Source organism: Geomonas limicola (genome assembly GCF_014193675.1).
Classification (GTDB): domain Bacteria; phylum Desulfobacterota; class Desulfuromonadia; order Geobacterales; family Geobacteraceae; genus Geomonas; species Geomonas limicola.
The window spans coordinates 1-18,153 of the sequence record NZ_BLXZ01000013.1; the positions used below are offsets into that span (position 1 = coordinate 1).

Sequence of the window (18,153 nt, forward strand, 5' to 3'; positions counted from 1 at the left end):
TCAAAATCCTTGGGAAGATATTTTCCGAAGAAAAACAAAAACTCCCACCTTCCTTAACATCAGGAATAGTGGGAGTTTTTGTTTCTTTACAGGGTCACCGTTTCAACACTTTAAGCAAGGGCGTTGCCCCAAACCGGCGCCCCTTTTTACGTTGCACTCTTCTCTGACATCCTACGAGCTGCGCGGGTTCTCGCCGATCACCCTGCGGATCAGCCCGAGGGTCTCTTTGAAGTCAATCGGCTTGGAGACGTAGTTGTCCATCCCGGCAGTCCGGCACTTCTCCTGGTCTTCCTTGGAGGCGTGTGCGGTCATGGCAACCACCGGCGTATGACCACCCGCCCGGCGCTCCTGCTCCCGGATCTGTTCCACGGCCTGGAAGCCGTTCAGGCGCGGCATCTGGACGTCCATGAGCACCAGGTCGTAGCGCTCCGCCCCCCACATGTCCACCGCCTGCTGCCCGTCCTCGGCAAAGTCCACCTCGAAGTTGGCGCGCTCCAGCATCACCTTGAGGCACTGCCGGATCACCTTGTCGTCCTCGGCGACCAAAAGCCGCCCCCCCGGCTGCCCCGTGGGAAATGCCTTCGGGGCCGCTGCCGCTGCAACGTCGATCTGGCAGGCCGCGCGCTGTTCCACACTCACCTCCTTGAGCGGCAGCATCACGGTGAACCGGCTCCCCTGCCCCGGCTCGCTCTCCACCTCGATGCTTCCCCCCAGCCGTTCCACGATGTCCTTACTTATGGCCAGCCCCAGGCCGGTCCCGCCGAATCTGCGCGAGTGCGAGACGTCGAGCTGGGTGAAGGGCTGGAAGAGCTGCCACCGGCTCTCGGCGGGGATACCGATCCCGGTGTCGCTCACCAGGAAACGCAGCTCCCGCCCGGCCGCGCCGCACCCCGCCGTTACCTCGAGCGCCACCTGCCCCTTTTCGGTGAACTTCACCGCGTTGCTGGTCAGGTTGGTGAGCACCTGCACCAGGCGCACCTGGTCGCCCAGCACCAGGTCGGGAAGTTCCGGGTGGAACGAGCAGGTAAGGGCGATGCGTTTGGCGTGCGCGGTCGGCCGCAGGGTGTTCACCATATTCTCCAGGCAGCCGCGCAGCTCGAAGGGCTCCTCGAGGACGCTGAACTTGCCGGCCTGGATCTTGGTGAGGTCGAGGATGTCGTTCAGAATGCGCAACAGCGAGCGGGCCGAGGTGCAGGCGGTCTGCAGGTAGCCGCGCTGCTCCGGTTCGAGCGGCCCGTCCAGGATCAGGTCGAACATGCCGAGAAGCCCGGTCATCGGGGTGCGCAGCTCGTGGCTCATGTTGGCGAGGAACTGGCTCTTCGCTTCGTTGGCCGCCTCCGCGGCCTCCTTGGCCTGGAGCACCCGGTCCTCGGAGGCCTTGCGCTCCAGCGCGATGGCCACCTGGTCCGCCACCGCCTTCATGAGCAGCAGCTCGTCCTCGGTAAAGCTGGTGCGGCTGCGGGTGCCGAAGGAGAGCGTCCCCAGGGTGCGCCCCTGGGAGATCAGCGGGTGGCAGGCGTAGGCCTGGATCCCGTAGGAGCGCACCAGCTCCACCCGCGCGTCCGACGACACGGCGATCTCCTCCACCACGACGCGCCGGGCGTCGCGCGCCACGCAGCCGCAGACGGCGATGCCGTAGTCGAGCCACTCGATCCGGTGCGCCTCCGCGGGGTCGATTCCGGCGCAGGCGTTGAGGTGCAGGCGCCCGGCCTGCTCGTCGACCAGGTAGTTGAAGAAGGCGTCGCACTCCAAAAAGTACATCACCCGGCGGCAGAGCTCCTCAATGATCGCCTGCGGAGAGTCGCTGGCCAAAAGCCGGCTCGCGGTGTCGGCAAGCAGGTCGAGACGCTGGGAGAGCTTGCGCAGGTTCTGCCCGGCGTCAACCGCCAGGCGCCGGGCGACCTCGGCGTCCTCCATCATGTCGAGGGCGGCACGTTGCGACTCCACGAGCGAGTCGTTGGCGTTTTGCAGCTCCAGGGTCCGCTCGGCCACCCGCCGCTCCAGGCTCTCGTTCAAAACCTGAAGCACCTGCTGCGCCTCGGTCAGCTCCCGGGTGCGCTCTTCGACCCGCTGTTCCAGCTCGTGGCGGTGCGCCCTGAGCTCCTCCTGGTTGTGCCGGCGCTCGGTCACGTCGGTCTGCACCCCGTCCCATACGGTCCGGCCGTCGGCCAGCCGGCGCGGCCGCGAGTGGAACTGCATCCAGCGCAGCTCCCCGTCCGGCCTCTGCATCGGGACCTCCATGTCGAAGTCGCTCAACTCCTCTTCCGAGATCCGCTCCGCCTCCAGAAGCTGGGCGTAGTACTCGGGGAGGATCTGGCCGTGCAGGACCTGCGGGTCGGCCAGCAGCGCCGCGGCCGTCACGCCGTTCAAGCGTTCGATCCCGGCACTGATGTAGAGAAAGCGGATCGTGCCGTCCGGGTTGTGGGTGTACTGGTAGACGGCGGAGTCGGGGAGGTTGTCCCCCAAAAGGCGCAGGCGCTCCTCGCTTTCCCTCAGGGCGTCTTCCTTGCGCTTCATCTCGGTTATGTCGTTGAAGAGGATCCCCACCCGGCGGCTCTCGGGGTCACCGACCCGGTAGGCGCTCACGTCGAAGTAGCGGTCCAGGGCGCGGGCATAGTTCACGATGTGCACCGCCGCACCGGTTAACGCGATGCCGCCGTACAGTTCGTACCAGTACTCCTCGTTGTCCGGCGCCAACTCCCGCATCAGTCGGCCGCGGACCCCGGAAAGCCCGGTGAGCCGCTCGAAGGCCGGGTTGGTCTCCAGGAACCGGTAATCGACGGGACACTGGTTCTCGTCGAAGACCACCTCGATGATGCAGAACCCTTCGGTGAGCGATTCGAAGAGCATCCGGTAGCGCTCCTCGCTGTGGCGCAGCGACTCCCGGGCCGCCAGGTGGTCCGCCACCTCCTTTTTGAGCTGCACCACCGCCTGGTTCAACTGTTCGGTACGCTCGTCGACCAGTTCGCGCAGGTGCTCACGGCTGTGGCGGTATCGCCCGGCAACCAGGCTCATGAAGACACCCATGCCGAGGAACAGCGCAATGCTCAAAATGTCACGCAGGAAGCCGACACCCAAAGAAAGGTTCGTGGGGAGATAGAAAAGGCTGACGATGACGGACGAGACCAGGGTGGCAAAGACGCCGGGACCCGGCCCGCCGACCAGGGCCGCGATCATGACGGCAGGATAGAAGGTGAAAAAGGGGGGGAGTTCGCTGCCCACCAGGGGCATCAGGGCATGGCGCAGCAGGACTGCCAGGGTCACCAGTGCCACGGCTCCGGCATACCGGAAGAGTTTGTACTGGCTAGGGCTCATGGTTCTCCTCAGGCCACAGCATCGAGACGAGTCGAGGATCTGAGAGAAGGGGAACTGTGCGGCCGCACGGCTGGAGGGCTTAACAAATACGCCTGCCGTCAAGCCGTCACCCCTTCGGGAAAGCCGTGATATCTATAGCACAATGGGGGGACAACTGATACAGGAAAGTGAGAGTCAGACAAGGTGGCGAGCTTAAAGAAACCGCTCACACATTTGGTGAATTTCTTTACACCGCGTCCCTATTGCTTCCACATTTGGGGCGTACAAACGTTCTCACGTTCCACCTCTTGACCTTTGGGCACCGTAATAACGGTGCCCCTTTTTTTGTTTTCCCCCAAGATTCCGCAGAGGCAGCAGCACCCCCGCAGGCCCCTCCCCTCTCGAAAAAACCATTTCGACAAACACAAAAACAGATTGACACTACGGCGGCTTCGGTGCTATCAATTCGATACACATCGAATTGGAGGTTGTACCGTGAAAAGCGAAGAGAGCATCGCCATCATGAAGGCACTGGCGGACCGTTCCCGCCTGGCCATCGTCAACTCGTTGCTGGAGCGCCCCCAGTACGTCGAGGAGATCGCCAAGCGCCACGACCTGGCACCTTCCACCGTCTCGTTCCACCTGCGCAAGTTGGAACAGGCAGGGCTGGTCAGCACGCGCCGCGAGCAGTACTACCTGGTCATCGAGCCGAACCTGGCGATCTTCGACACCACCCTGCGCGAAATCGTCTCGGCAACACCGGCGGGAAAGGAGCTGCAGGACGAGCGCATGGACCAGTACCGGTGCAAGGTACTCGACGCCTTCTTCGTGAACGGCGTGCTGGAGAAACTCCCGGCACAGCATAAAAAGAGGCTCATCGTCCTGGAGCAGTTCGCCCTGCGCTTCGAACTACAACGGCGCTACTCCGAGACGGAGGTATCCGCCCTCATCGCACCGCTGCACGACGACTACTGCACCATCCGGCGGCTTTTGGTGGACGAGGGGCTCATCAAACGCGAGGCTACGGAGTATTGGCGGGAACAGGAACTGAGCGCACCGGCACGGCTCTCCGGAGGCGCACCAACGAGGTCCCAAACGATGATAAACGATACCAGACGGGCGGATGCGAAGCGGGTCTACAAGCAGACGAGCGGCCAGCCCGGCGTCTACCAGATCCGCAACAAGGCGAACGGCAAGGTCTTCGTCGACAGCAGCACGAACCTGGAGGGGGCGCGCAACAGCCGCCTTTTCCAGCTCAAGATGGGGAGCATCGTGTTCAACGAGGAGCTCAAACGGGAGCTCACGCAGTACGGAGCGGAGAATTTCGAATTCGAGGTCCTGGAGCAATTGCCGCCGGTAGAGCCGGGGCAGCAGGAGAAGCGACTTTTGGCAGATCTGGAGCTTGGCTGGCTGGAGAAGCTGAAACCATTCGGGGAGCGCGGCTACAACAGCGCGAAGGCCTTCGAGCGGGAAAAGGAAAAACGGGGGCGCCGCACCGCGTCAAGGGACTGATCGAGCACCTCCAGGGGTGAACAAGAAAAACCCGGCGACCTCATCTGGTGCCGGGTTTTTCTGTTCAGGCGCTACCGGTACTTCTCGTGACACTCCCCGCAGGTGGCCTCGAGCTTCTGGAAAGCGGCGCGGGCCGCGGGGAACTCCCCTTTTCGCGCCAGGTCCCGCACCTGCGTCGTCTGTTCCCCAAGCTGCCCGGCCAGCTTCACGAACCCCTTTTTCAGCTTCACATTGCGGTGCGGCCGCGATTTCTTCAGATCCGGAATGGCGGCGAGTATCCGGCCGGCCTCATGGTCGGCTGCGGCTTGATCCCCCTTCGCCAGGGCCGTCTCCAACTGCGCCGAACTCTCCGAGAACATCGGCATCATGGCGTGCAGCTTCTGCATCTGGGGATCGTGGCTCATCCCGCCGTGCTCCCCGGTTCCGTGCGCCGCCGCTATACCGCCAAGTGCAACGACACCCAGCGCCGCACACGTCATGATCCGACCGATTTTCTTCATGGTTCCCCCTCGCGTGAATGAACTGAACCTACCACTGTCATTATCTACCGTGCTCACACTCTAAAGGCAAGCAGCCATCTGTAATAATCATGCCCCGCCGACCATACCCGGTGGAGTTCTTCCCGCCCGTCAAGTTCCGCTCTGCGCTCTTCCTAAGAAGCGGCTGTGCCGCGCCTGGCTCCAGCCGGAAGCTCGATCTGGTACTTCTCCATGCGGTACATGAGGGTGTGCCGCGGGATGCGCAGAAACCGGGCGGCAGCCGCCTGGTTCCAGGAATTGCGCTCCAGGGATTCGACCACGGCCTCACGCTCCAGCTGTTCAAGTGAGTAGCCACCCTCGGGGAGCCTCAGCACCGAGGCCGCCGACACGCGCTGTTCCCGGAATTTCCCCGGAAGCTCGTCGAGCCGGATCTGGTCGGTTTCCCGCATGATGAGCAGGCGCTCCACGGTGTTTTCCAGCTCCCGCACGTTGCCCGGCCAGGGGTAGTTGACCAAGGCTTGCAGGGCTCCCTTTTCGATGGTCACCTTGTCGCCGCCGTGCTTGCTGCAGAAGTAGCGGATCAGCAGCGGGATGTCGCCCGGGCGCTCACGCAGCGCCGGCAACCGGATGGGGATCACCGACAACCGGTAGTAGATGTCCTCCCGGAAGGTTCCCTGCTCGATGGCCTTTTCGATATCTATGTTGGTGGCCGAAACGATGCGTACGTCGATCTTCTGGGTGCGGGTCCCCCCCACCGGCTCGATCTCCCTCTCCTGCAGGGCCCGCAGCAGCTTGGGCTGCAACTCCACCGGGAGCTCGCCCACCTCGTCCAGAAAGAGCGTCCCGCCGTCGGCGAGCTGGAACTTCCCGATCTTGTCGCGAATTGCACCGGTAAAGGCCCCCTTCAGGTGCCCGAAAAGCTCGCTCTCCAACAGGTCGCGGGGAATCGCGGCACAGTTGATGGCCACGAAGGGACCTTCGCGACGGGCGGAATTGGCGTGCAGCGAGCGTGCGACGAGCTCCTTGCCGGTACCCGATTCCCCGGTTATCAGTACCGCGGCCTCGGTATCGGCGACCTTGCGTACCACCTCGAAAACCCGCTCCATCTGCTGCGAGGAACCGACGATGGTGCGCAGTTCCGAGCGGTCCGAGAGCTCTCCCTTGAGCCGGCGGTTCTCCTCGGCAAGCCCCTTGAACTCCAGCGCCTTTTTCACCGTCAGGCGCAGTTCGTCCCGGTTGAAGGGTTTGGTGAGGTAGTCGTGCGCCCCCGCCTTCATCGCCTCGACGGCGAGATCGACCGTGCCGAAGGCGGTCAGGATGATGACCAGCGTCTCGGGAGAGCGCTCCTTAACCGCGGTGAGCACCGCAAGCCCGGTCATCCCGGTCATCTTCATGTCCGTTATCACCAGGCTCGGCTTGTTCTGCTGAAATAGCTGCAGCCCCTCCTCGCCGCTCGACGCGGTCTGCACCAGGTAACCGTCGCTCTCCAGGTTGTACTCGAGGACCCGGCGCAAGGAAACGTCGTCGTCGATGACCAGAATGTGGTGTTTCATGGGGACTCCCAGTTAGTGCTGTCGGCTCCTCCCTGCTGGCACGCGCTACGCGGTGCAGAAATAGGGGCGCACCCTGAACGAGGGCTGTAAGGGTGCGCCCGATAGCAAAGAGGTTAACCGGTTTAACGGTCGAAACGTCTTCCCGGGGAGTATCAAGGTCCATGCCAAGGAGGGAGCGGAAGCTACCCCTTTGATATCCATGAGGAATTCGCTCCCCCGGGTAACGGGAAGCTCTCCTCGATGCAGAATATTCCCAGGGGTTTGGGGAATATTCTACGGGTAGCGGGCCCGGGCGGGGGTGACGGGGGCGGATGGTGATGCGGCAGGCTCCCACCGAAACGACACCGGCTCGGAACCGAATGCGGAAAATTCTCAGCTGCCCGGGAAAACCTGCAGCATATTCCCACATCCCCGTAGCGCCGCCCCCATCCAGCCAGGACATCTTCCCCTGTAGTTACGGCGTGTTGCGCTTAATTCCACGATTCTGGCACGCTGCTGGCTATGAAGATCGGCGAAGGCCACGGCGCCTTACATCCCAGCTAAAGGAGCACACCCATGAAAAAATCGTTGATCGTTGCACTTGCCCTCACCCTCGGCGTAGCCAGCTTCGGAGTTGCTCAGGCCTCCGGCGGTTCCTGCTGCCAGAACGGCCCCTGCCCGCAGCAGGCGGCACAGCATACCGGCGCGGCAGTCGACCAACTGGCCCAGGCGGTCAAGGCGAAAGATCTGGAGCTGCGTCGCCTCTACAGTGACGACACCATCGACCCGCACCAGGTCGACAAGGTGGAGGGAGAGCTTAAGGAGTTGCAGGGGCAATTGCGGGCGGCTGCCCATAAGCAGGGGGCACCTTCCTGCTGCCTGAGCTGACGTGGGGTTAACGTGGTGGGGGCTGACACCCCTGCGGGCAGACTTACGGCAGCCGGTGCGCCAAAGGAGAAGGAGAAGGGGCGCTGCGGCTGCCGTCAGTCCGTCAGCTAGCGGAGGGTAGCACTACTTGCCCGGCTTCATCATTTCGTCGAGCATCGCGTTGGCCTCTTTGAGCTTGTCGTTGAGTTTTCTAAGCTCGTCGGCGCTGTACACCTTGGTACCCTTTTTAATCTCGCCATTCAGCTTTTTCATCTTCTGCTGAAGGCTGTCCACTTCTGCCTTGCAGTTTTTGGATGCGAGCAGGCACTCATCTTTGTCACTTGCAAATACGGGTACGCTGCTCGACACAACCAAGGCTGCAATCACAAACAATGCTGAGCTCTTCATTGTTCTACCTCCTGAGAGTGTGACTACCTATTAAGGATTAGCACTGAAACATCCGAAGTCAAGAGTGCACAGTCAGTAAAGAAACCCGACATTGCAGCAACTTAACACCTTTAGTATACCTCTAAGTCACAGGGAAGGTCACCGAAGAATTCTCCTGTCAGAGGAACACCGAAGTGAGCATCTTGGGCCTCACCGAAGACCATGAAAGCGACGCACAACAGAAACGGCCATGTCGGGTGACATGGCCGTTTCTGTAATTGTAGCGCTGGAAGAGAGGTACGTACAAACGGGCAGCACAAAGAGACAGGACAGCGTGTTTCTATCCACCGTTAACCGCACGTCCTGACCCGGCCGGGGTCGGCTCAGTCGGTGGGCTCCTCCAGGTTCAGGCGGTAGGTCCCATACTTGAGCCGGGTCAGCACCTTCTTTTCCAGCATGATCTGGAAGGTCGCCACCACCGTGGGCTTGCTGGCACTCAGCGCCTCCGCAACCTCATCGTAGGTGCCGCGGAACAGGTTATCCTCATCCAGATGGTTGATGACGTACTCCATGATCTCGGCGCGTCTTCCTCCGAGGGTCCCCAGAATTTTGAGGACGAACTCCTTCTTCTCCGGACCGCTGCCGAGGTCCCGGTCTGCGGCCACCTTCTTGGTGGCAAGGTCGGAGAGCAGTTCGAGCAAGTCATGGAAGTTGAACGGTTTCAAAAGATAGCCATCGGCCTTGTAGCGAAAGGCGTCCAAAAGGTATTCCGATTCCGAATGGGCCGACACCATGACGACGGCAACCGCCGGATCCTTCTGTTTTACGGTATTGAGGAGCTCGAGCCCCGAGGAGCCTGGCATGCGGATGTCGGTGAGTACAATTTCCGGATGGTGCTCCTGCAGCGCGACCAGGGCCTGGTCGGCACTTCCCACACAGATCGTTTTTTTGCAAAAACTGCTCAGGACCATCGTCATCTGCTCCCGAGCAGTCTCCTCGTCGTCCACAAAAAGCACCGTCATCTGTTGCAAGGCGGTGACGTTCATATCGATTTTCCTCCTTCGGTTGTTCTGGTGAACTGCAGACAGATGCAGGCGCCGTTCCGCGTTTCCCCATCCAGTTCAAAGCTCCTGTTTTCCGCCCAGACCTTTCCCCCGTCCAGATTCTCGACGATCTGTTGGCACAGGTAGAGCCCAAGTCCCGTGCCGTCGGCCTTGTCCTTGGTGGTGACATAGGGTTCGAAGATACGTTTGAGCAGGTGATCCGGAATACCACCGCCGTTGTCCTGGAAGGTGACGGTCACTCCCCCTGCCGCTTCCTCGCTGCAGGAGAGCAGGATGAACCGCTCACCCGATACCAGGGAAAGCTGGTCCCGCGCATTCAGCAGCACGTTTATGGTCAGTTGCACCAGGTCGTTCACGAACCCCATGGTGTGCACCGGCGTGGTGATCCGGTTCACGATGGTCACCCGGCTCTGCTCCATGACCGGTGCCACCATGGCGATGGCACGCTCGACGGAACCCTTGAGCTCGATCAGGGTCCGACTGCTCCCCGACATGAGCAGCGAACGCCAGTCGTCGATGATGTTCGACATGTATTCGATGTTCTGGTTCGCCTGGGTGATCTGCTTGCCGAGCAGGGCGTCGTCCAGTTTGCCGAACTGGTTCAGCACCCCGATATTTTGAACGATCAGGGACAGGTTGTAGAGAGGTTGCCGCCATTGGTGCCCGATATGCCCCAGCATTTCCCCAAGGGCGCACTGCTTCGAACGCTGGGCGAGCATCTTACCCTGATCGGTGATGATGTGCTCGTACTTTCTGAACCCGACCAGGTTGATGCAGAGCATGACGCAGGCGGTGATGGCGAAGAACAGCAGCCAGACGTAGAAATAGCCCCAGTGCCGGTTCCGCAACTCGGTCATATCGTAGGCGACGAGGTACTTGCCGACTTCCCGGCCATTGTTGTCTCGCAGTATCTGCGAGGTGCTGACAAGATAGTACTTGTCACCAAGCTGAATGTCGTTTTTGGTCCGCCTGAAATCGATCCTGTCTTTGAACTGGTTGAAGAACTCGGCGTCGTTACTCTTCAACCGCTTGTAGTAGTCATAGACGAATTCAGCAGAATCGGTCTTGTTTCCCCTGTCGATTTCCAGCAGTCTCCCGCCGGAAAAGATCGCGGTCCTGACGTCGTGCAAAAACCATTTAAGGTTGTAGTGGAAAAACGACAGGTCGACACCTATCTCGACCGTTCCGACCACCTTCGAAAGAGCGTCCCGCACCGGGAGAACGGTGCAGAAGTAGAGGGGAACGATGTTGGTTTCGTACCCGTAGGTGTATTTCTTGGTGGCGAAGGCATCAATACCCACATGGGGGCGCAGTTTTTGGGGCTCGTGCACGATGGACGGCGGGACCATATGGTATCTGAGCTTTCCCCTGCCGTCATAGATCAGGACCGAGATGATCGGGACGTAGCGTTTTCCAAAGTCATGAAAGATCGGTTGGGCCACCTTCTCCAGTTCTTTGGTATCGCCTGCCTTCAACAGTTCGGCGAAGTTCTTCTCCTTTGCAATGGTGCTTACGTAGTTGACCAGGCGCGAGCAGAGGTACTCGGATTCGCTGTCGTGGGCATTCTTGATGAACGTGTTGATCTTGTTGGCGAAAAAGGCGTAGTCGGACGTCCTTTTGTGCAGATCCATAAAAGAGAAGAAGCAGAACATGCAAAAGAGCAGCACATAGGTGACGATGACGATCCGCTTTTTACTCGCTTCGAGAAACTTCTTCATTGAGGCACCCTCGTCAAAACTGTTCGCTCCTGGTGGCGGGACGACGCTTCCGGCGTAGCTGAAAAGTTTCCCCGGGGCTGGCGGGGCGGCAGCGAAAATCGGATTTAGTTTACTTCAATATACCAAAAATTGTAAACCCAAAAGTCGCAGCCACCGTTCTGCCCCCCCTGCCCGTGCCCCCCAGACGTTCGGGAAGCCACCCTCCCCGGCTCGGCAAGCACCCCGGTTACCTTCCACAACCTCCGGCTATCACGATGCTTTTCCAACCAGGGCCTGCCATTTCCTCCCGAGCACACCCAGCAGTCACACGCCCCTCCACGCAGTCCCAACGTCGATAGTAAAAAAAATCGTAAAAAAATACTTGACACCTGCATTTTGGTTTTGTTAAATAAACCAAAAAGCAGATTATGCTACCAATTAAAACCGTTAACCGTTTCGAGCAACACAATTGTCGCAAAAGTTCAATTTACCAGCACAGGACGGCACCAGGAGGAAAGGAGGGAGCCACCACCATCACCCGTCAAGCGACGCCAAACGAGGCCAGGATCCGCAGTAACCATCAACCGTCACAAAGGAGAGACATCATGTTCACGTTCGCCAAAACCGTTCTGAAGAGTTTCGCTCTGGTTGCCCTGCTTGCCGGCACCAGCTTCGCCTTCACCGAAGGGACCGATTACGTCAAGCTGGCAAAACCGATCGCCAACGCCCAGGGAACCCTGATCAAGGTGTTCAGCTACGACTGCCCCTTCTGCTACAAGTACGACAAAAAGATCACCCCGAACCTGGTTCCCAAGCTTCCCAGAGACCTCAAGTTCCGCCCCTTCCATCTGAAGACCAAGGGTAAGTACGGCGTCCAGGGGAGCGAGCTCTTTGCCGTGCTGCTCCTCAAGGATCAGAAGGCCGGCCTCTCCGACCGCGATCTCTACACCGAAAAATCCCTCCTGAAGAAGGCAAAAATGGCCTACTACACCGCCTACCACGACAAGAAGGAGCGCTGGGATGCGGGCCCCGATGCCTACCTGAAGACCGGTCTCGACGCAGTCGGCATGACCAAGGCCGAGTTCGACAAGGCGAAGAACGATCCCCAGGTCAAGGCACTCCTGAAAGAGTGGGACCAGTCCTATGACGTCGCCAAGATCCAGGGTGTCCCCGGCTTCGTCGTCAACGGGAAGTACCTCATCATGACCAAGAACATCACCTCCATCGACGGGATGCTGCAGCTTATCAACGAGTTAAAGACCAAATAAGGAGGTGCGCCGTGAAACTCTCGGAAATGATCGGCAACGTCAGGTCGAACCCGATAGGAACCATCAGCCAGTGGCAGGACAAACGTTTTCTCTGGATCTTCATGGCAGTGCTCAGCCTGTTCATGGTCATCCTGGCTCACTCCGTGTTCCAGATCTGGCTCTACATGAGACCCTGCGAACAGTGCGTCTATATCAGGATCGCCTTCTTCGCCATGGCGTTCGGCGGCATCGTCGCGGCCCTCAAACCCTCGAACCCGGGGTTTAAGATCGTCGGCTACCTGTTCGCCATCTGGGGGAGCTTCAAGGGGGTCCTCTACAGCATAAAGCTCAACAAGATCCACCACGCCGCCCACAGCGACGACCTCTTCGGGGTGCAGGGGTGCTCGCCGGAGCCGACCTTCCCGTTCCATCTGCCGCTCGATAAGTGGTCTCCGGAATGGTTCAAGCCGACGGGCGACTGCGGTTACGACAACCCGATCATTCCCGACGGCGCCCAACTGAGCTCGCTACAGAAGGCCATCACCGACTTCTACTCCGAGGGGTGGTACCTCTGGCCTCCCGCCCACTTCATGAACATGGCGCAGTGCACCGTCATCACCTTCGGCGTGATCCTCCTCTTCCTGGTGGTGGCGGCAGCCTGCTGGATCGTGACACTGGTGCGCAAGCGCCAGACTGCAGCACAGACGGCGAGCGCCAGCTGCCATGGCAAGCTGGCCTAACGGCACACTTCCCCGGTGAGGGACGGCCAAGGCCGCCTCACACACATAACAAAAGGAGAACAGGCATGAACTGTCCAAAAGCTGCAGTGGTGAAAACAGGAAGAATGGCGCGCATCGTGTTGTGCTCTGCACTTATCGGGGTGGCGGCCCCGACCTTGGCCCTCGCGATCGGCGGGGCGAGCGGCGCGAAAGTCGACTACCAGGTGCAGGGGAAACTCGGCGAGGTCGTCATGAACCCCTACGACATCGCCCCCCTGACCGCAGTCATCAAGAACGGCGGCTACGTCCTCAAGGATGTCACGGTGCGCATCGTCCCGAAGAAGGACGGGCAGGAAATCAGCTACCGGGTCGCCCCCAAGCACCTCTTGACCCACGGCGGCATCCCGGTATTCGGCCTCTACGCCGATTACATAAACACGGTCGAGGTCCAGTACTCGAAGCTCTTCAACGGGAAGTGGGAGCAGGCCAAGGAAAGTTACACCCTCTACGCTCCCCCCGTGTATTCGGAACCCAACGCCACCAAGACCCTGAAAGCGGCGCTTTTCTCCAGCGCCGAGGTGAAGAAGGTCGACAAGAAGTTCAGTGACCGGCTCTATTTCGTGAACAACTTCCTGCACAAGGCGGGCAAAGGGACCAGAGCGGTTTGGAACAACCCCACGGGCGGTGCCCTCGAGTGGAACTACTATCCGCAGAACTTCATCGTCGACACCAAGGGTGACGTCCGCTGGTACATGAAAGCCGACACCATCTACGACCTGAAGTCGATCTACAACGCCGGGGTCATGATGGGCTTCAAGCAGAATAGCGACGGCGCCATGAGCTGGGGCTTCGGCCAGCGCTACGTGAAGTACGACATTCTGGGTAAAGCGATCTTCAACCGCGAGCTCCCCGCCGGTTACAACGACTTTTCCCACTCCATGGACAACTCCCCCAACGGCAACTATTTCCTCCGGGTGGCGAGCTCCAACCTGAAGCGCCCCGATGGCAGAAACGTCCGCACCGTGCGTGACGTCATCATCGAGGTCGAGCCGGCAACCGGCCTTGTGAAGGACGAGTGGCGCCTCTTCGACATCCTCGACCCGTACCGCGACATCAACATGAAGGTGCTCGACCAGGGGGCGGTCTGCCTGAACATCGACGCAAGCAAGGCCGGTCACACCATGACCGCCGAGGAGCTCGCCAAGCAGGACGCGAGCGACAAGTTCGGGGATATCGTCGGCGTCGGTCCGGGCCGCAACTGGGCCCACGTGAACAGCGTCGATCATGACGCCGAGGACGATTCCATCATCATCAGCTCCCGCCACCAGTCCGCGGTGGTGAAGATCGGCCGTGACAAAGAGGTCAAGTGGATCCTGGGGAGCCCGGAAGGGTGGAAGAAGGAATATCAGGGCAAATTCCTGACCCCGGTCGACTCCAAGGGGAACAAGATCGAGTGCCAAAGCGGCGGCTCCAAGTGCCCCGGTTACGAGAACGACGAGGGGGGGTTCGACTGGACCTGGACGCAGCACACCGCGTTCAAGATCGACAGCAAATCCAAGGGGGACATCCTCTTCCTGAGCGTCTTTGACAACGGCGACAGCCGCGGCATGGAGCAGCCGGCCCTGCCGAGCATGAAGTACTCCCGCGCCGTCATCTACAAGATCGACCAGAAGAAGATGACCATCGAGCAGGTCTGGGAATTCGGCAAGCAGCGCGGCAACGGCTGGTACAGCCCGGTGACCTCGCTGACCGAGTACCAGACCGACAAGGACTCCGTCTTTGTCTACTCGGCGACCGCCGGTGCCGACTTCGACATCACGACGGGCGCCTTCAAGAGCGACCCCAACCCCTACATCATGGAGTTCAACTACGGCTCCACCGAGCCGGCGGTCGAAATCCAGCTCAAGGATACGACCGGCTACCAGGCCATGCCGTTCAGCGTGGACAAGGCCTTCACCAAGTAACCCATCTGCCGCACACCTCAGGCTGAGGGAGCTCCTTCAGCCTGAGGTATTAAAACAAGTACCGCAGCGAAACCGCACCAACGAGAGGTTGTCACCATGAACCGATTGTTCCGCACCATCTGCGCCTGCCTTATCGCCCTCAGCATGCTCGCCGCGACCGCGCCGGGGGGAGCCCGGGGCGACGCCGGCCCGGTCCGGGTCGGCTCGGCCGCTCCGGATTTCCGGCTGACCACCCTGACCGGCGAGAGCAAAAGCCTGTCCCAGTACCGCGGCAAGATCGTCCTGGTGAACTTCTGGGCTTCCTGGTGCCCCTACTGCCGCGACGAGATGCCCTCCATGGACCGACTGATCAAGGCGTTCCCCAGAGGGGACCTGGTGATCCTCGCGGTGAACGTGGAAAAGCACATCCCCGAAGCGTTCCGCCGCACCCGGGTTTCCTTCGACCTGCTCAGCGATGCCGCCGGGCAGGTGCAGCAACGCTACGGAGCCAACCGCCTCCCGGACACCTTCATCGTGGACCGTAGCGGGATCATCCGGCAGCGGGTGACCGGCGGGATCGAGTGGGATGCGCCCAAGGTCGTCAGTTACTTAAAGACGTTGTAGGGGAGACCGACATGGACTTCGGCCCGCAACTCAGCTTCTGGATCGCGTTTTCCGCCGGGTTTCTCTCCTTCTTCTCCCCGTGTGTACTGCCGCTGATCCCCTCCTATATCACCTACATCACCGGGCTTTCCTTCGGGGAGGTGCAGCAGGCGCAACCGGGGGCAAAGGTACGGCTGACGGTGGCGCTGCACTCCCTGGTCTTCGTCCTCGGGTTCTCGGCGGTTTTCGTCGCCATGGGCGCCCTGGCCGGGGCCGCCTCCGCCACCTTCCAGACAGTCATGAAGGACGGACTGGCGTGGCTGCAGCGGGCGGGTGGGCTACTCATCTTCCTCTTCGGCATCCACATGACGGGAATCTTCCACTTCGGCCTTTTGCTCGGGGAGAAAAGGATCCAGATCCAGAACAAGCCGGGGGGGCTTGCGGGAACCTTCCTGGTCGGCATTGCCTTTGCCGCCGGCTGGACCCCCTGCATAGGTCCCATACTCGGCGCCATCCTCGCCATGGCGGCCGGCACATCGGGCTCGACCGTCACGAGCATGCTGCTGCTCGCCAGTTATGCGGCGGGGCTCGGGATCCCGTTCCTCGTCTCCGCAGTGCTGTTCCACGGTTTTCTCCAGTTTTTCAAGCGCTTCCGGTCCCACATCCGGAAGATGGAGTTCTGCACCGGCATGCTCTTGATGGCGGTTGGGATCTTACTCTTCTTCGGCCTCTTCAGTGACTTGACGACGTTGCTCTATAGGTGGCTCCCCATGGGGGGCTGAGTATCAATACCGGGGGTTCTCGCCATGAAAACAGTGATATTCGCCATCTTGCTTCTTTCCCTGTGCCAGTTGCCGGTGCTAGCTGCGGGTACGGTTCACTATGCCCCCTTGACCCCGGAACTCCTGGCGTCGGGGGTGAAGATCATCGACATCCGGACGGAAAAGGAGTGGCGGGAGACGGGGGTCGTGAAAGGTGCCCTGGGCCTGACCTTCTATCGTGAGGACATGAGCTACGATGCCAAAGCGTTTCTCGCCACGTTGCAGCAGCACGTCAAACCGAACGACAGAATCGCCCTCCTCTGCAGGACGGGCAACCGCTCGGACAAGGTCAGCAGGTACCTGGTACAGCAGGGTTTTACCTCGGTGACCAACATCGACGGCGGCGTAACCCGGGCCAGGGAAGCTGGCATCAAGCTGGTGCCGTATCAAAAGGACAACGCATTCATCGCCATCCGGCAGTAAGCGCTGCCGCACAGCAAAAGGAGCACGTCATGAAATTCAGCAAGCGCATCATCCCGCTTTCCCTTGCAGCACTTTGCAGCTGCGCCGGACTTTCCTGGGGCGCCGAGGCACCTGCCGTCCCCCTCCCCTTCGGCCCGACCATCTCCGCCTTCGGTCCGGCGGGCACCGGTTTCCCCGTGGGGAAGCTTGGTGTGCTGCTCAACTACCAGAACTGCGAGACCGACGGGACCCGCCAGGGCGACCGCGAGGTGAACGAGAATGTCAGGCTGTCCAAGAAGGTCGGGGTGGTGAAACTGCGCTACGGCATCACCGAGGGGCTCGACATCCGCACGGCAACCCCCCTTTACGACGTGCACAAAAAGAACCTGGCCACCGGCAAGGGGGAGCACCTGGGTTGGATCGGCGACACCGGCATCGCGCTGCACAAGGTGCTCATGAACCAAGCGAAGGGGGCTCCCTTTGACCTGGCGGTGGATCTCGGCCTCGTGGTACCGACGACGGATGTCAGCAATAAGAGCGTCGACTTCGTCGGCAACAACGCCTGGGGTGCCGGCGGTGCCATTGGCCTTACCTACTCGGCAGGCTCGCACCGCCTCGACCAAGAGCTCCACGTCTACACCTTCACCGAAGGGGCCCACGACTACCGTAAGCCGACCTACCTCCGGAGCACCACCGCCTGGGGAGTCGCCGTGAACAACTACTTCGACATCGGGGCGGAATCGCAGTTCGACTGGAACGCGAGCAGCGAAAAGAACGGCTTGAAGCAGAACGATTCCAAGAACGAGTGGTATGCGGGGCCCAAGGTGGCGTTCAAGTACAAGCCATGGGGATTCGCGGCGGGACTGGCGACCATGTTCCCCTTCGCCCGCTGGTATGAGGCGAATACCCCCTCCGAAGGATACCGGGTGGAGCTGAAACTCAGCAAGACGTTCGATCTTAAGTAGGACAGGGGGCCGGCGGCAGTCGGCGTGTTCAGCTGGAGAAAAGGCCTTGGAGAGGGAACGCTCAATGGAACAGCACGGGCAGCAGCGGGGTGATCACGGGTATGGGTATGACAGCAGATTTCTCAGGGTCATCGCCGTTATCGACGACGCCGTCCGGGACGCCGAGGGTGGTCGCCTGCACCTGGTGGAAAACCGGCTGAAACATCTCCTGGTCAATATCATCGAGCACGCCCGCGCCGAGTACGACGCCATGCGGGGCACCAACTACCCCGACACCGCTGAGCATGAAGAGGACCATGTCAGGATCTGCAAAGCCATCGCCGGCCTTTGCCGGCGATGGTCAGGCACCACCGATACGTTGCACGATCTCTATGACCTGCGCAGCATCGTGTTTCGCCACATCGGTACCCACGACCATGCCTTGGGAGAACACCTGATGGGGATGGTATCAAGCTCGGTGGTGCGCTGCACGCTGGTGCCGCAGACAGGCCCCTGAGGTAGTCAGACAGAAGATGGTTTACCAACGGCCGGGCAAGGTAGAGAGGCTGGAACAGAAACGGAACGATTTCAGGCGGAGAGCGTAGCTGTCACAGACAGACCAGGTGCGCTAGGTGCGGGACA

Annotated in this window: 16 protein-coding genes; 10 read left to right on the plus strand and 6 right to left on the minus strand. The window is 60.6% G+C overall.

Annotated features, from left to right (window positions below):
* Positions 1–171: 171 nt before the first annotated feature.
* On the minus strand, positions 172–3,315 hold the full coding sequence (locus H7688_RS22045) for an ATP-binding protein (RefSeq protein ID WP_183363421.1): 3,144 nt from the start codon (positions 3,313–3,315) through the stop codon (positions 172–174).
* A 474-nt stretch (positions 3,316–3,789) separates the two neighbouring features.
* On the opposite strand from H7688_RS22045, the gene H7688_RS22050 reads away from it, so the two are divergent.
* A complete protein-coding gene (locus H7688_RS22050; RefSeq protein WP_183363422.1) occupies positions 3,790–4,806 on the plus strand; it encodes a metalloregulator ArsR/SmtB family transcription factor in 1,017 nt (338 codons plus the stop codon).
* Positions 4,807–4,877: 71 nt separating this feature from the next.
* Here the strand turns inward: H7688_RS22050 and H7688_RS22055 are convergent, their stop codons facing one another.
* Positions 4,878–5,306, minus strand: a complete 429-nt coding sequence (locus H7688_RS22055; protein ID WP_246329924.1) for a cytochrome c — start codon at positions 5,304–5,306, stop codon at positions 4,878–4,880.
* 152 nt (positions 5,307–5,458) lie between these two features.
* Entirely contained in the window at positions 5,459–6,838 is a 1,380-nt protein-coding gene (locus H7688_RS22060; RefSeq protein ID WP_183363423.1) for a sigma-54-dependent transcriptional regulator, read from the minus strand.
* Between the two features lie 555 nt (positions 6,839–7,393).
* Here H7688_RS22060 and H7688_RS22065 point away from each other — a divergent pair.
* Positions 7,394–7,705: a hypothetical protein gene (locus H7688_RS22065; RefSeq protein ID WP_183363424.1), complete on the plus strand. Its 312-nt coding sequence runs from the start codon at positions 7,394–7,396 to the stop codon at positions 7,703–7,705.
* 123 nt (positions 7,706–7,828) lie between these two features.
* On the opposite strand, the gene H7688_RS22070 is transcribed toward H7688_RS22065, so the two are convergent.
* The 3 genes from H7688_RS22070 to H7688_RS22080 all read right to left on the minus strand — a co-directional run bounded on the left by H7688_RS22070 (position 7,829) and on the right by H7688_RS22080 (position 10,853).
* Positions 7,829–8,092 (minus strand): hypothetical protein, encoded by a 264-nt coding sequence (locus tag H7688_RS22070; RefSeq protein WP_183363425.1) that lies wholly within the window; start codon positions 8,090–8,092, stop codon positions 7,829–7,831.
* Positions 8,093–8,454: 362 nt separating this feature from the next.
* The gene (locus H7688_RS22075) at positions 8,455–9,117 is read right to left on the minus strand and encodes a response regulator (RefSeq protein WP_183363426.1); all 663 of its coding nucleotides are present in this window, start codon (positions 9,115–9,117) and stop codon (positions 8,455–8,457) included.
* Entirely contained in the window at positions 9,114–10,853 is a 1,740-nt protein-coding gene (locus tag H7688_RS22080) for an ATP-binding protein (RefSeq protein ID WP_183363427.1), read from the minus strand. Before H7688_RS22080 ends, H7688_RS22075 begins: the two co-directional genes overlap by 4 nt.
* Before the next feature lie 584 nt (positions 10,854–11,437).
* Between H7688_RS22080 and H7688_RS22085 the strand changes: the two genes are divergently transcribed.
* The 8 genes from H7688_RS22085 to H7688_RS22120 all read left to right on the plus strand — a co-directional run bounded on the left by H7688_RS22085 (position 11,438) and on the right by H7688_RS22120 (position 18,028).
* Complete coding sequence (locus tag H7688_RS22085; RefSeq protein ID WP_183363428.1) at positions 11,438–12,100, plus strand: thiol:disulfide interchange protein DsbA/DsbL; 663 nt, start codon at positions 11,438–11,440, stop codon at positions 12,098–12,100.
* A gap of 11 nt (positions 12,101–12,111) precedes the next feature.
* Entirely contained in the window at positions 12,112–12,819 is a 708-nt protein-coding gene (dsbI, locus tag H7688_RS22090; RefSeq protein WP_198424519.1) for a protein-disulfide oxidoreductase DsbI, read from the plus strand.
* A 65-nt stretch (positions 12,820–12,884) separates the two neighbouring features.
* A complete protein-coding gene (locus H7688_RS22095; RefSeq protein WP_198424520.1) occupies positions 12,885–14,762 on the plus strand; it encodes an aryl-sulfate sulfotransferase in 1,878 nt (625 codons plus the stop codon).
* 96 nt (positions 14,763–14,858) lie between these two features.
* Positions 14,859–15,365, plus strand: a complete 507-nt coding sequence (locus tag H7688_RS22100) for a peroxiredoxin family protein (RefSeq protein ID WP_183363429.1) — start codon at positions 14,859–14,861, stop codon at positions 15,363–15,365.
* 11 nt (positions 15,366–15,376) lie between these two features.
* Positions 15,377–16,126 carry a cytochrome c biogenesis CcdA family protein gene (locus H7688_RS22105; RefSeq protein WP_183363430.1) on the plus strand — a complete coding sequence of 250 codons (750 nt, stop codon included), beginning with the start codon at positions 15,377–15,379 and terminating at the stop codon, positions 16,124–16,126.
* A gap of 24 nt (positions 16,127–16,150) precedes the next feature.
* Positions 16,151–16,588 carry a rhodanese-like domain-containing protein gene (locus H7688_RS22110; protein WP_183363431.1) on the plus strand — a complete coding sequence of 146 codons (438 nt, stop codon included), beginning with the start codon at positions 16,151–16,153 and terminating at the stop codon, positions 16,586–16,588.
* Between the two features lie 29 nt (positions 16,589–16,617).
* Positions 16,618–17,532 (plus strand): transporter, encoded by a 915-nt coding sequence (locus tag H7688_RS22115; protein WP_183363432.1) that lies wholly within the window; start codon positions 16,618–16,620, stop codon positions 17,530–17,532.
* Between the two features lie 64 nt (positions 17,533–17,596).
* The gene (locus H7688_RS22120; RefSeq protein ID WP_183363433.1) at positions 17,597–18,028 is read left to right on the plus strand and encodes a hemerythrin domain-containing protein; all 432 of its coding nucleotides are present in this window, start codon (positions 17,597–17,599) and stop codon (positions 18,026–18,028) included.
* Positions 18,029–18,153 lie beyond the last annotated feature (125 nt).

Bases quoted from the DNA above. Each gene is read 5' to 3' on its own strand.
- H7688_RS22055 (WP_246329924.1), bottom strand. From the start codon at position 5,306: ATGAAGAAAATCGGTCGGATCATGACGTGTGCGGCGCTGGGTGTCGTT.
- H7688_RS22070 (WP_183363425.1), bottom strand. From the start codon at position 8,092: ATGAAGAGCTCAGCATTGTTTGTGATTGCAGCCTTGGTTGTGTCGAGC.
- H7688_RS22075 (WP_183363426.1), bottom strand. From the start codon at position 9,117: ATGAACGTCACCGCCTTGCAACAGATGACGGTGCTTTTTGTGGACGAC.
- H7688_RS22060 (WP_183363423.1), bottom strand. From the start codon at position 6,838: ATGAAACACCACATTCTGGTCATCGACGACGACGTTTCCTTGCGCCGG.
- H7688_RS22085 (WP_183363428.1), top strand. From the start codon at position 11,438: ATGTTCACGTTCGCCAAAACCGTTCTGAAGAGTTTCGCTCTGGTTGCC.
- H7688_RS22095 (WP_198424520.1), top strand. From the start codon at position 12,885: ATGAACTGTCCAAAAGCTGCAGTGGTGAAAACAGGAAGAATGGCGCGC.
- H7688_RS22120 (WP_183363433.1), top strand. From the start codon at position 17,597: ATGGAACAGCACGGGCAGCAGCGGGGTGATCACGGGTATGGGTATGAC.
- H7688_RS22080 (WP_183363427.1), bottom strand. From the start codon at position 10,853: ATGAAGAAGTTTCTCGAAGCGAGTAAAAAGCGGATCGTCATCGTCACC.
- H7688_RS22115 (WP_183363432.1), top strand. From the start codon at position 16,618: ATGAAATTCAGCAAGCGCATCATCCCGCTTTCCCTTGCAGCACTTTGC.
- H7688_RS22065 (WP_183363424.1), top strand. From the start codon at position 7,394: ATGAAAAAATCGTTGATCGTTGCACTTGCCCTCACCCTCGGCGTAGCC.
- H7688_RS22045 (WP_183363421.1), bottom strand. From the start codon at position 3,315: ATGAGCCCTAGCCAGTACAAACTCTTCCGGTATGCCGGAGCCGTGGCA.
- H7688_RS22105 (WP_183363430.1), top strand. From the start codon at position 15,377: ATGGACTTCGGCCCGCAACTCAGCTTCTGGATCGCGTTTTCCGCCGGG.
- H7688_RS22110 (WP_183363431.1), top strand. From the start codon at position 16,151: ATGAAAACAGTGATATTCGCCATCTTGCTTCTTTCCCTGTGCCAGTTG.
- H7688_RS22100 (WP_183363429.1), top strand. From the start codon at position 14,859: ATGAACCGATTGTTCCGCACCATCTGCGCCTGCCTTATCGCCCTCAGC.